This is a genomic window from Marinimicrobium agarilyticum DSM 16975 (assembly GCF_000423345.1).
Classification (GTDB): domain Bacteria; phylum Pseudomonadota; class Gammaproteobacteria; order Pseudomonadales; family Cellvibrionaceae; genus Marinimicrobium; species Marinimicrobium agarilyticum.
The window spans coordinates 106,867-119,847 of sequence record NZ_AUHU01000009.1 but is presented as its reverse complement, the minus strand read 5'-3'; the positions used below and the strand labels follow the sequence as shown (position 1 = coordinate 119,847).

General features: G+C 53.3%; 10 protein-coding genes. 5 read left to right on the top strand and 5 right to left on the bottom strand.

Going from position 1 to position 12,981, the window contains the following annotated elements; translation table 11 throughout:
- Nucleotides 1-11: 11 nt before the first annotated feature.
- The 3 genes from G547_RS0111065 to G547_RS0111055 all read right to left on the bottom strand — a co-directional run bounded on the left by G547_RS0111065 (nucleotide 12) and on the right by G547_RS0111055 (nucleotide 3,693).
- On the bottom strand, nucleotides 12-1,343 hold the full coding sequence (locus G547_RS0111065) for a CmpA/NrtA family ABC transporter substrate-binding protein (RefSeq protein ID WP_051235274.1): 1,332 nt from the start codon (nucleotides 1,341-1,343) through the stop codon (nucleotides 12-14).
- Between the two features lie 524 nt (nucleotides 1,344-1,867).
- Nucleotides 1,868-2,308 carry a cyanase gene (gene cynS, locus G547_RS0111060; RefSeq protein ID WP_027329911.1) on the bottom strand — a complete coding sequence of 147 codons (441 nt, stop codon included), beginning with the start codon at nucleotides 2,306-2,308 and terminating at the stop codon, nucleotides 1,868-1,870.
- 287 nt (nucleotides 2,309-2,595) lie between these two features.
- Nucleotides 2,596-3,693, bottom strand: coding sequence for a sulfite exporter TauE/SafE family protein (locus G547_RS0111055; protein WP_027329910.1), 1,098 nt, complete (start codon nucleotides 3,691-3,693; stop codon nucleotides 2,596-2,598).
- A gap of 662 nt (nucleotides 3,694-4,355) precedes the next feature.
- Between G547_RS0111055 and G547_RS0111050 the strand changes: the two genes are divergently transcribed.
- The 5 genes from G547_RS0111050 to G547_RS0111030 all read left to right on the top strand — a co-directional run bounded on the left by G547_RS0111050 (nucleotide 4,356) and on the right by G547_RS0111030 (nucleotide 11,753).
- Nucleotides 4,356-7,535: a TonB-dependent receptor gene (locus G547_RS0111050; RefSeq protein ID WP_084645935.1), complete on the top strand. Its 3,180-nt coding sequence runs from the start codon at nucleotides 4,356-4,358 to the stop codon at nucleotides 7,533-7,535.
- Between the two features lie 153 nt (nucleotides 7,536-7,688).
- Nucleotides 7,689-8,423 carry a SapC family protein gene (locus tag G547_RS0111045; RefSeq protein WP_027329908.1) on the top strand — a complete coding sequence of 245 codons (735 nt, stop codon included), beginning with the start codon at nucleotides 7,689-7,691 and terminating at the stop codon, nucleotides 8,421-8,423.
- A gap of 41 nt (nucleotides 8,424-8,464) precedes the next feature.
- Nucleotides 8,465-9,493, top strand: coding sequence for a cupin-like domain-containing protein (locus G547_RS0111040; RefSeq protein ID WP_027329907.1), 1,029 nt, complete (start codon nucleotides 8,465-8,467; stop codon nucleotides 9,491-9,493).
- 23 nt (nucleotides 9,494-9,516) lie between these two features.
- Nucleotides 9,517-11,028, top strand: a complete 1,512-nt coding sequence (locus G547_RS0111035; protein ID WP_027329906.1) for a tryptophan halogenase family protein — start codon at nucleotides 9,517-9,519, stop codon at nucleotides 11,026-11,028.
- 14 nt (nucleotides 11,029-11,042) lie between these two features.
- Nucleotides 11,043-11,753, top strand: a complete 711-nt coding sequence (locus G547_RS0111030; protein WP_036188144.1) for a DUF6445 family protein — start codon at nucleotides 11,043-11,045, stop codon at nucleotides 11,751-11,753.
- A 46-nt stretch (nucleotides 11,754-11,799) separates the two neighbouring features.
- Here the strand turns inward: G547_RS0111030 and G547_RS22685 are convergent, their stop codons facing one another.
- Complete coding sequence (locus G547_RS22685; protein WP_051235272.1) at nucleotides 11,800-12,132, bottom strand: hypothetical protein; 333 nt, start codon at nucleotides 12,130-12,132, stop codon at nucleotides 11,800-11,802.
- 118 nt (nucleotides 12,133-12,250) lie between these two features.
- On the bottom strand, nucleotides 12,251-12,946 hold the full coding sequence (locus tag G547_RS0111020) for a hypothetical protein (protein ID WP_027329904.1): 696 nt from the start codon (nucleotides 12,944-12,946) through the stop codon (nucleotides 12,251-12,253).
- Between the last annotated feature and the right edge of the window lie 35 nt (nucleotides 12,947-12,981).

Genomic DNA, 12,981 nt, shown 5'->3' with positions numbered 1-12,981 from the left:
AGACCGTGGTATTACAGGGTCTCGTCCGCTTTCAATCCGATGTTCAGCTTGTCGAGATAGGCATTGGGCTTGCTGCCGTCGTAGGTAATGTCGTCCAGAAACTCGGTCTGCGGTGGCTTGAAGCCGGTTTCGCTGGCAAAGTCGGGGAACTCGTTGGTGTCGGCGTGGCCTTCTTCAATCAGCGCTTTGGCGGCTTTCGCATAAATGTCCGGACGGTAAACCTGCTCGGCGGTTTTGAAGTACCAGTCATCGGACTTGTGCTCACTGATCTGGCCCCAGCGACGCATTTGCGTGAGATACCAGATGGCGTCGGAGTAGTAGGGGTAAGTCGCGTTGTAACGGAAGAACACATTGAAGTCCGGTACCGAGCGCTTATCGCCCTTTTCATACTCGAAGGTGCCGGTCATGGAGTTGGCAATCACTTCGTAGTCCGCCCCGACGTAATATGGTTGTGACAGAATCTTCACCGCTTCGGGCCGGTTGGCATTGTCATTGGCATCGAGCCATTTGGCCGCGCGAATCAGCGCCTTGGTCAGCCGCACGGTGGTGTTGGGGTATTTCTCGGCAAATTCTTTGGTGATGCCAAAGACTTTCTCCGGGTTGTTCTTCCAGATTTCATAGTCGGTAATGACCGGCACGCCGATACCCTTGAACACCGCCTGTTGGTTCCAGGGCTCGCCCACGCAGTAGCCATGAATGGTGCCAGCCTCCAGGGTCGAGGGCATTTGCGGCGGAGGTGTTACGCTCAGCAGCGCGTCCGCCTGAAGCTGCCCGGAGGTGTCGCCCTTGTGCGGGGCGTAGTAGCCCGGGTGAATACCGCCTGCGGCGAGCCAGTAGCGCAGCTCATAGTTGTGGGTAGAGACCGGGAAGACCATGCCCATTTTGAACCGCTCACCTTTCTTGCGAAACTGCTCGATGACGGGCCTGAGCGCGTCGGCGTGAATGGGGTGCTCGGGCAGGCCATCCTCGCGTTTGGGAATGTGCTTCTCCATTTCCTTCCAGACCTCGTTGGAAACGGTGATGCCGTTGCCGTTCAGGTCCATGGAAAAAGGTGTAATGATATTGGCCTTTGTGCCGTAGCCGATGGTGGCGGCCAGGGGCTGGCCGGCGAGCATGTGGGCGCCGTCCAGCTCACCGGTGATTACTCGATCGAGAAGCACTTTCCAATTGGCCTGCGCTTCGAGCTCGACGAACAGACCTTCTTCCTCGAAGTAGCCTTTCTCCAGCGCGATGGCCAGCGGCGCCATATCGGTCAATTTGATAAACCCGAACTTCAGGTCGGTTCTTTCCGGCTGACCGACGGCCAGTGTCTGTTGGCTGGCTGCGACAAACAAGGCCGCCATACCGAGGTGCTTGGTGACAGTGCTCAATGAGTTGGATCGACGCAACAATGATCGACAGTTCGAGCATAGAGCGTGAATAAAAGCGTGCATAGTGTGCTCCTGACGTAACAGGCTTGGTTCAGCCAACGCGCTTGGGCTTGTGCCCTGAAGTCAACGTGACCATGGCTCGAATTGCGATCGCAAAAATTTGGAAGTTTTCATTCCGTGTGCACGCCTTGGTCTATTCAAACTCTGTGCCAAAGGCCGGAAAAAGGCCAAAAAAACTGATTTTCTCCCGTTACAAACGATTTTTCGGAGCGCCTGCACTTTATTGGGATTCGAAATATGGCAGTGCGTCAATATGGCTCATCTGAAAATTGGATTGCTTGCCTCATATTCGTTCACTTTTGACGCCGGTGTGCGCGAAAATAAAACAGCAATTGTGAATTTCTAATGCGCTCTTTTAAGGCACGGTTGGCTCTCGTCGTCCTTGACGAGCACTAAAGCGGTGCCTTCGGGCGCTTCGATGTTTTGGCGCGGAGGGTTTACCAGTGCTTGTAGGGAAGAAACTTCCCGTTCAGGGTAATCACCACCCGGTCGCCCTTTGGGTGGTCCTCCTTGTCGATGTTCATGGTGAAGTCGATGGCGCTCATGATGCCGTCCCCAAACTTTTCGTGGATGAGCTCCTTCATGGTAGTGCCGTAGACGCCCACCACTTCATACAGTCGATAGACCAGTGGGTCCTGGGGAACGGCCGCTTCCCAACTTTTGCTGGGGAAAGCCATCAGGGCTTCCTTGGCGCCGTCTGGCAATCCGAGTACTTTGCACAGCGCGTTTGCCTGAGGCTCCGGTGCGGAGTTCATACCCAGGCAAACCGATGTGGTCCACACAGGTGACATATCAATCTCGGCGGCGATTTTCTCCCAACTGAGGCCTTTGGCCTGTTTGGCGAGTATGACGGTCTCTACCAGTTCGTGTTTCTTCATGATGAGTCTCCAGAATCAGGTGTGTATGGCCCGGGCTGTACTGAATGGACGAAATCCGGGCAAACGTATCGAGCGGTCCTCTTTTGAGGCAGATACCTGGATTGAATCCGGGCGTGAACCACTCGGAGAAGGTGTTGCGAGGAGCGTGCCAATGTTGAGGCTATGCGTTGCTTGTCGGCGATGGTGTGTTTGCGTTTTGGGTGGGACACTGCAGGGGGCGATGGTGCAGTGGGGCACTAGCCCACTACGCCCTCTAGCATTTGAGGCAGTCGGGTACTGATCGGCAATCAAGTGTTGGGGGTCGTAGGCTCCGCTGTCTTGGTACCGGCCGCGATAACAGATTCTACTTCGGGCTCCTTGGCGTGGGTGTGGATTCGGCGTGCTTCCTCCACATCTCTGACCAGGACAGAGCCCCAGGCTCTCAGCTTCTCAAAGCCCAGTAGACACAGGAGCAAAGCCATCACGGAGAGCACCATGCCGGCCATCCCCAAGGTATTGCGCTCGTCGTAACAGGTCCAGACAAATTGCCCGACGCAAAGAAACGCTACCACAAGAAGCGTGGGCCGACGTCCAATCAACTCCACGATGAAAACCCCGAGCGGAGCGCCCAGTATTACCACCGGGGCGGCGGCCAGCCAGTTTTCGTACACTCCCGGCTGCCAACTTCCCGAGAGCGATTTGACCACCACGCCACACACCGAGGTAAACGCCATAATCAGCACTGAAGTGGGAATCGCGATTTTGAGGTCGGCGCGGCACAATAAAACCAGTGCGGCGTAGATCACCATATCGATGCCGACCCCCGTGACCGAAACGGCAATGGCGCTGGAAGCCAACCCCAGGGAAAAGCCCACCTTGTGGTCCCAGTGCTCGTCGAAGTCGGTCATGCCCGTGTGACCGGCGATTTCATTCAATCGGTATAAATGAAGAACGCCGAAGCTTCCCCAGAGTACCGCGAAGGTGACTTTGATCCACAAGTCCGGAATCAGTGGTGCAAACCACAGAATGCCAAGGGGCGTACCGATGATGGCGCCCAACATTGCGCCCTTTAATAGTGGCCATGCTAATGGCTGACGACGAGCAAGAATGAAGATGCTGGCACTGACCATACCGATGGACTGAACCGCAAAGCTGAAATCCCGGCCCAGGCTGGCGGGCAAATCGAAAAACAAAACCAGTACAGGAAAACCCACCGTGCCCCCGCCCATTGGCGTCGATCCGGCCGCATAGCTACCAATCGCCATCGCCAACGCAATGGGCCAATGTTCCCGAGCGCTGTCCCAGGCGCCATCGGCCTGAAGGAGAAGCAGCCAGACGCCGTAAAAAAGGACAACCCAAAGAAACCAGACCCAGAGGTGTTTGCGGGGGTGGGGCTTGATGGACATCGATAACTTCCTCGCCCCGGGGTGGGACTATCGCTTGGTTGTTATGGTGATATTGTACCGGGACGTAACAAACCTTGGGCAGTAAAATCTTAACGGTAAATCGACACCACACATTTATAAGATCATAGTATTTAATGGGTTTCGCATTGAGGACGTCATTTCTCATTGCGTAGCGGAAAGAGTACTTCTACGCTTAAGGCAGCTCTGGCGCGACATTCGGTTATAAACTCTTCAGTATTTCTGAGGATTGGTTATTGACAAGGCATAGTCTCGGGTGTAATAGTCTCGAAGACTAACAATTATAGTCAAAAGTACTTTTATGTTGATTTAGGCGGCAGCAGTGGTCGCTTTTTAGCACATGACAACCGGTAAATTTCTAATCCGAATAGTTTGCTGGTATGTTAATACTGAAAAGCGATTAGCCCTCTGTCCAGAAGAAATGACACCGTTTACGGAGCGTATGGTGGTTGGTGTTCGGCGTGTGGGAGCGTCAAGATGCCGACAGGATCTTAATAAAAACAGTAGGGAAGCACGGGTGGGCTCTAAAAGCGGTAATAATCAACTGGAACACTGTACAACAGCTATTTTCGGATTGCTGGCGAATGATTTGCGGCATGTCGATTGCCGACAATAATAACCTGGTCTCATTTAAGGAGAGTTCCATGAATCCCAATAGAAAGTATTTCCAAAAGCGCCTGATCGCTTCTGTGGTTGCCTCATCGGCCCTCGCTGGTTTCAGTGGTGGTGCTTTGGCGCAACAGGGCGAGCCGGTGCTGGAAGAAGTGGTCGTCACCGGTATCCGCGGCTCGCTTGAGCGGGCAATGGACATCAAGCGTGACGCCTCGGGCGTGGTCGATGCCATTTCCTCTGAAGATATCGGTAAATTCCCCGATACCAACCTGGCTGAGTCGCTGCAGCGGATCACCGGTGTGTCTATTGACCGTGTAAACGGCGAGGGTTCCACGGTAACCGTGCGTGGTTTCGGCGGTGACTACAACCTTGTGACCCTGAACGGTCGTCACATGCCCGCCTCTAACTCAAGCATCATTGGTGCTGACCAGAGCGGTGACTTCAGCCAGCCTCTGAGCCGCTCTTTTGATTTCGGTCTGCTCGCCTCTGAAGGGGTAAGTGGTTTGGAGGTCTACAAGACTTCTCGTGCAAGCCTCCCCTCTGGCGGCCTGGGCGCTACCATCAACGTGACAACTCATAAGCCGCTGGACAATCCCGGTACCCAGCTCAGTCTTGGTGGCAAGCTGGTCAACGACAGCAGCGTGGTTGATGGTGACGAAGTAACTCCGGAGGTCTCCGGTCTGTTCAGCTGGACTGATGACGACGAGACGATTGGTTTCTCCCTCTTCGCCAGCTACCAGGAGCGTCAGTCGGCCAGCCCGAGCGCGACCAGTAATGACTGGGCGATTATGCCCTACTCGGTGTTCTCCGATCCTGCCACTGGCTTGGTTACCGAAGATACCGTGATCCAGAATGCTCCGGCCAATCCCGATCAGTTGGTTTCCCGGCCCCTCGATACTCGCTACCACTTGGCCGAAGCGAAACGCGAACGCTTGAACGCTCACGCCACCTTCCAGTTCCGCCCGATGGACACCCTGACATTGACTGTCGACGGTTTCTTCGCAAACAACGAACAGGAAGAGCAGCGTGCGGACCACACCATGTGGTTCAATACACCGTTCAGCCACGTGCGTTTCAATGACAATATTACGCTGCCAACCACCACTTTCTTGCGCGAAGACATTAATGGCGTCAAAGATGTTGGTTTTGAGCAGCAGTATCGTGCCATGGAAGATTCCATGGAATCGTTTGGTTTCAATGCCGAATGGGATCTCACCGACGACTTAACGCTCACCTTCGACGCGCATACCAGCGAGAATGAAACTTCACCCAATAACCCTCTCGGCCACAGTTCCACCCTGTTTGGTATGGGTGCGGTTGTCATCTCCGAGCATTCGCTGGAGTTGGAGCGAGGCAATCAGTACTTCCCCGTCTGGAATATCATCGATATTGATGACAGCCCGCAAACCGAACCAGGTTCGGACCGTCATCCAGCGCCGAACGGTAATGGCATGATTGATAAGGGTGACCTGGGTGGTCAGGTGCTGCGCTCCAATACCGCGAATCAGGTCACAACCATGGACCAGTTCAGCCTGGATGCCAGCTGGGATCTGAACGAGAATGTCGGATTTGATTTTGGTGTTGAGCAGCGCACCCTGGAGATGAACCAGACTCGCATCCAAACTCAGGACGTGTTGGGCGGTTGGGGCATCGAAAACCCGGGTGACCTAAATACCGATCTGGTCGAGACCTACTGCTTGGCCTGCCTTTTCGACGACTTCAAGTCCTACGCTGACTCAGGAGATAGCGAGGGAACTTCTTTCAAGGGCGACGCAACCGCCTTGTTCACTGATCTCTTTGACTACTATGGTGTTGCCAGCCCCAACGTCACGGGTACTGAAAACAACTGGGTAGAGGAAGAAATTTCCGCGGTCTTTGCTCAGGCGGATCTGAACTTCCAGATCGCGGGGCTTGACGCTGAATTGCTCGCGGGTGTTCGTTACGAGGAGACCACGGTTACCTCTACCTCCTATGTTACATTGCCCGATCAGATTCTCTGGACCTCGGACCAAGACTTCCAGCCTGACTTCGAGGGGGGGGCAGGCGAGCCTGAGCCCGACAGTATCCAAGGCGAGTACGACAACGTCCTGCCCAGCCTGGACTTTTCAGTTAACCTGACTAGCGACCTTATTGCTCGTGCTTCCATCAGTAAGAGCATCGGCCGCCCGGGCTATGGCGATCTGATCGCCGCGCGCAGCGTAGGTACTCCGCCTCGGCCGACAGCGCTTGGTGGTGTTGCGAGCGCCAGTCAAGGTAATCCGGGTCTGGCTCCGCTGGAGTCGCGCAACTTGGACCTCTCTTTGGAGTGGTACTACGGGGATGCGAGCTATGTGTCCGCCGGCTATTACGAGAAGAAAATTGAGAACTTCGTCGGTACTAGCTCAACCGTCGTGACTGCAGACGGTCCCAACTCTCCGTTGCAAGTCGCGCTTCGTGACGTTTCCGCCGGTGCAGAGGGTAGCCGTTCTGGTATCGCACTGGATGAACTGGAAGCTTTGGGCATCAACCCGACTGAAACTCGTTTCTTCACAATGACCGCTCTGGTCGATCAGGAGCAGAAAGGAACGATTGGCAATATCCCGGGTTGTGAGGCCGGCGACCAGGCCAGCGTCTGCTTCCAGAACAATCTGGATGGTGACGGTAATCTGCCACAGACCTTTATTGACGATGTCTACGGAGAGGTCAACTTGGCGCCGAACGACAGCGATCCGTATATGCAATTCCGGATGACTCAGCCGATCAATACCGAGGAAGCTCGTATCCACGGTATGGAGCTGGCCGCTCAGCACTTCTTTGGTGATTCCGGCTTCGGTGTTCAGGCTAACTACACGACGGTGAACGGCAATGTGGGTATTGATGTTGCCGCTGACCCGAGTGAGAATGAATTTGCCTTGACGGGGCTGAGCGACACCGCCAACGCCTCTCTGATCTATGAGAAGTATGGCTTCTCCGCGCGGTTGGCCTGGAACTGGCGCGATACTTACCTCAACAGCACAGGTCGTGGCGGTAGCAACAGCCCAGTGTTTGTTGATGAGTATTACCAATATGACCTGAATGTTGGTTATGAGGTGACCGATAATCTCCAGGTCACTTTCGAGGCCATTAACCTGACCGGCGAAGATGTAAGTCATTTTGGCCGCGACGAGAGCAATATCTGGTTTAAGCAGGAACTCAGCGCTCGCTATATGCTGGGTGCTCGTTACTCCTTCTAGACCGGGGAACGGCAAAAGGACTCTGCCGGAAAGGCCGCTGCATAGCAGCGGCCTTTTTTCTTGCCTGAAGGGTGCAAATATTTCATGATGTGCGCTTGAGGGCACCATTAGTGTCAAAATAAATGCAAATCAAATCGCTTATTGGTCGTTACTATGTCAAATGTAGAATTACTGGATAACGTCAAACACAAGGATCTGAAAGTCGATCCTCGCTACCGCGCCGAGTACGGCGATAGTATCAATCAGGTATTGGTGTTTCCCTCGGAATTTGCTGAGCTGCAAAAAGAATACCCCATTCTACTCAAAAAGGATAAGGAGACCGGCCAGTTTATGGCTGTGGTCTTGTTGGGGTTGGATCTCGATGAGAACCTGTTTCTGGATGATTCGGGCTGGAACGCACACTATGTGCCCGCCATTCAGGCGAGGGGGCCCTTTTCCATTGGTCTACGACGCGAGGAAACAGCCGCTCAAAAAACTGTTGAGGCCATGATCCAAGTAGACCGCAACGACCCGAGAGTTCGCGAAGAGGGCATGCCAGTGTTTCTGGAGCATGGCGGTTACAGCCCCTACCTGAAACAGATCTCCAAAGTTTTGAAAGTCATCCATGAAGGCTGGGCGGTGGCCAAAACACTGTATCCGACTTTGGATGAAATGGGATTGATTGAGCCGGTCACCATCAACGTCGATCTGAGCGATAATCAGACCTACTCAATCACTAATTACTTCAGCATTAGCGAAGAAAAGTTGGCCCAATTGAGCGGCGATCAACTGAAAAAGCTCAATGAAGTGGGCTATCTTGAGTCGGCCTATCACTTGCTGGCATCGCAAACCAATATTTCACGTCTGATCGGAATGAAAAACCGTAAGCGCGCCAAAGAACATGCGTGATAAATGAATTTCCGACCTGAAGACTACTCGAAGGTGTCGCTATGGCCGTGACAGAGCGCCGGACCCGAACAATCGAAGCCCAACCCGGTGAGCCCGTTTGTTTTCAGGAGTGGGTAGACGCCGGCGAGCCGGTGATCCTCAAAGGGTATGCAAGGAATTGGCCCCTGGTTCAGGCTGGCCTGGTCTCCTCTGGAGAGGCGATGGCTTACCTGCAGCAATTCTCGGTGGATACGCCCGTCACCTACTATGAGGGAGAACCTGAAATGCGAGGGCGCTTCGCTTATAACGAGGATCTAACAGCCTTCAATTTTAGCAGTGGACGTATCCGTTTCAATGAGTTCATGGATCGGCTATCCGAGCAAAAAGGGTCTGAGGGTCAATATCTGTATATCGGCTCGAGCACCCTGGACAGGTACTTCCCCGGTATACGTGAAAAGAATGATTTGAACCTCTCGGATCCCGCCTTGAAGGCCAGCCCTCCCTTGGTCAGCATTTGGATGGGAAACAGAACCATCGCCTCCGCGCATTACGATCTGGCAAATAATATTGCATGTTGCGCAGTTGGTCGCAGACGCTTCACCCTTTTTCCGCCCGAGCAGGTGCACAACCTCTACCCCGGTCCACTTGAACCCACTCCGGGCGGACAGGTGATCAGCATGGTCGACTTTCGCAACCCGGACCTGGATCGCTATCCAAGGTTCGCGGAGGCGATGGAAGCAGCCCAGGTGGCTGATCTGGAAGCCGGAGATGTATTGGTCTATCCGAGCATGTGGTGGCACAACGTCGAGGGGCTGGACGATTTTAATGTGCTGATTAACTACTGGTGGAATACCGTACCCGGTTATATTGATACACCTCAAAATACCTTGCTACATGCGATGTTATCATTGCGCGACCGCCCTGAGCACGAAAAGCGCGCCTGGCGCGCTCTGTTTGACTATTATATTTTCGGCGAAATCGAACGCTCCAGGGCCCACATTCCAGAGCATGCCCAGGGGCCCCTTGCACCGGTGGATGAAACAACCGCCCGCCGTCTGCGAGCTCAGTTGATGTCCAAATTCAATCGTTAATCACATGATAAAGGAGACGCTCAGTGAAGCAGTCGAAGCCCGTTCAGAAAGTGGTGATTGCCGGTGGTGGCACGGCTGGATGGGCGGTGGCCGCTGGCTTGTCAAAGCAACTGGGTCATTTGATAGATATTGAGTTGGTTGAGTCAGCGGAAATTGGCACCGTCGGTGTGGGCGAGGCAACGATTCCTCCCATGCGCTCTTACCATAGAATCGCAGGGATTGACGAACAGGAATTCATGCGTGAAACCAGTGCAACCTTTAAGCTGGGTATCCTTTTCAAAGGATGGCGGGATAAACAATCGGAGTACATACACTCTTTTGGCGAAGTGGGAAAGGCCAGTACTTGGTTAACTCATTTCCATCACCTTTGGCTCGAAGCGCGAGAGCGTGGGCTGGCGGGGCCTTTGGATCGGTACTGTCTGGAAGCAACCGCTTCGTGGGAGCACAAATTTGCGTTCTCCGAGCGCGGGGGCCCCAATTTTGCTTATCACTTGGATGCAGGACGCTATGCGCAATTTTTGCGCGGCAAGTGTGAAGCACGGGGAGTTAAACGTCGCGAAGGAATGATTGAGCAGGTCGAACTGGATCCGGACGATGGCTTTATCCGACGACTGCATTTGAAAGATGGCAGCCTGGTTGAAGGCGATTTTTACATTGACTGCACCGGTTTCAAGGGGCTTTTAATAGAGGGCGCTTTGAAAACCGGCTATGATGACTGGAGTCACTGGTTGCCTACCAACAGAGCGCTTGCGGTTCAGACTCGGGCTGTGAGCGACCCTGTTCCTTATACCGTTTCCACCACTCGCTCAGCTGGCTGGCAGTGGCGAATTCCTCTACAGCACCGGGTGGGGAATGGAATGGTTTACTGTAGTGACTATATGGACGACGATCAAGCCAGAGAGGAGTTGCTGGCCAATATTGAGGGCGAGATGCTATCGGAGCCCCGACCGATTCGCTACACCACTGGAGCCCGGCGTAAACAATGGAACAAGAACTGTTTGGCTTTGGGGTTAGCCAGTGGTTTTCTCGAGCCGCTTGAATCTACCAGTATTTATCTGGTGATGATCGGAATCAGCCGCTTCATGCAAATGTTCCCTTTCGACGGCGTGACCGAGTCCGCCATGGAACAGTACAACTCGACGTGCCGACTTGAGCTTGAGCGAATCCGGGACTTTATTATCTTGCACTATAAAGTGACGAACCGTTCAGATACCCCTTTTTGGCGCGACCGCCAGCAACAGGCCATTCCCGATACGCTGGCGCACCGCCTAAAGCTGTTTGAAGAGACCGGTCAGATTGAGCAGGCTGAAGCCGATTTATTCCAAATCTCCTCCTGGCTACAAGTGATGCTGGGCCAGGGTATAGAACCCAGAAGCCATCATCATTTGGCGCGAGCAATGCCCGACGACAAGCTGCGGGGAATGCTGGACGACCTTGAGACCAACATCGCCAGAATGGTAGATAGTATGCCTAGCCACAAAGCATTTATTGAAAAGTTCTGCCCAAGCTCTTCTAATAATGCCCATAGCGCGTAGAGAAAGAGGGATTTATGGCGACGGAAACGAGCGTTAGTGTGAATCGGAGCCCAAAAATCCAAGCCTACCGGCTTGGGCAGGAAAAGGCGCCGTTACTCGTTGTAGATTCATTCGTTGACCACCCGGACCATCTGGTCTCGCTCGCTCGAGACCTCGATTTTAAACCGCCCAGAATGGCGTACCCCGGAGTTCGAGCGGTTGCTCCGACAAGTTACCAGGAGGCTCTGTTATCCTTTGTTGGCGCAATGGTCGAGCCATATTTCGGCATCCGACCCCGTGGCCTGAAGCTGTCGATGTGTCATTATTCGCTGGTGACGACCGCACCAGAAGAACTTTCCGTTGTTCAAAGGGTGCCACATGTGGACTCTTTTTCTTCTGAAGAGCTGGCAACCGTCCATTATCTGTTTCACGGAAATCACGGAGGAACATCGTTCTATCGACACCGTGAGACAGGTTACGAAGTCGTAAATGAGGATAGAAGATCACATTATTTTGGTGCCCTGCAACGTGAGGTCAGTGGCGCTAGGCAGCCCCCCGCCGCGTATATCAATGGTGATACCGAGTTGTTTCAGCGTATTGCCTCTATGGAGGGGGTTTTCAATAGGCTTCTGGTCTACCGGAGGAACTCCCTTCACTCTGGTAACATTGAAGAACAATTCGTGCCGGATCCCAGCCCAGATACCGGGCGTCTCTCCATTAATGGTTTTATCGATCCGGTTTTCTAGAGGCCCCTTCGACTGACTTGTGAGTCAAAGGGGCTTCCTGATCAAGTTAATCGTTCAGATAAACTCGCCAGTTATCGCAGTTCCCGCTGACGTAGTAGCTGTCATCTCCTGGGTAGAATGTGCAGGATGTCCAATCTTGGCCCCATGAGATCGGGGTTATGGCGGTATACACTCCAACCTCGTAGGTGCCATATGAGGGACAGGTAATTTCGTACTCATCGTACAGGTAACCGGCCCCCCCCGTTCCATAGACTTTTTCGAACTCGCAATCGTTGTAGTCATTGCCGATCACGGGGTCGCCGTATTCGGCGACTTTCGTGGCAGAGGCGTTTGCGGAAGCCGCAATGGCCGCGGCGGCGAACAGCATTTTATACTTCATGATTCCTCCTGATTCATATTAATAGAATGACGGCTGTGCGTCCTGTCTCGCCCCTGAGTAGGGTTTGATAAATCCAGCCAAGATTTACCGCGATACCACTCCTTGTTATTTATCAGGCCTAAGGTCCGAATAAGGTTTCGACTCCACTCTCAGAGACGTACATGAGGAGTTGCCCGTTTTGTGGATCGTTGAAGTAGGAGACGGACGTGTTTTCTCCTTCTCCGGACTGCTGTATCGAAGCGTTGAGAAAAGCGTTGTAAATGGCCCTGCCTTTCTGTTCGTTACCGGCCGCCATCACTATCTGACACGTTTCGGATTTGCAGCTGACATCCAAGGGGGCGTAGTTATCAAGTGCCGCTTGGCTTTCAAACAACGAGAGCAATTGCTCTTCCTTTTGCATGGCCCACTGATAGTCCACAGGCTGAGATTGATATTGGTGTTTTACGGCTTCAAGGGGCGATTCTTCTTTCAATGCTGCAATGTTCTTTCTAAAGCTGCTTACTTGGGATTCCTGGTGACGAAGTTGGTCCAAAGAAATCTTCGGAGCTTGGTTTTCTTGAGGGCGGCTTTCTCTTGCTAATGTTTCCGTTGGATGTCGATTGTGGTTCTTGTCTTGATTTGTTGCAGGTGCCTTGGCGAAACAACTGTCGCTGGATTGATGGGCCTGCTGCTCAGCTAACTCGATTGTCTCCTTCCGGGAAGAATCCTCATCTGACGTTTTTGAATTTTTCTCAGAAGCGTACTGGAGAGAGGTGATCCAGGCCCCGAAAGCTGCACTGATTATGATAAGAACAAGCGCTTGGGCAAATTTCAATTTTCAGACCTCCAATTCGAGTCGTTTGATCGAAC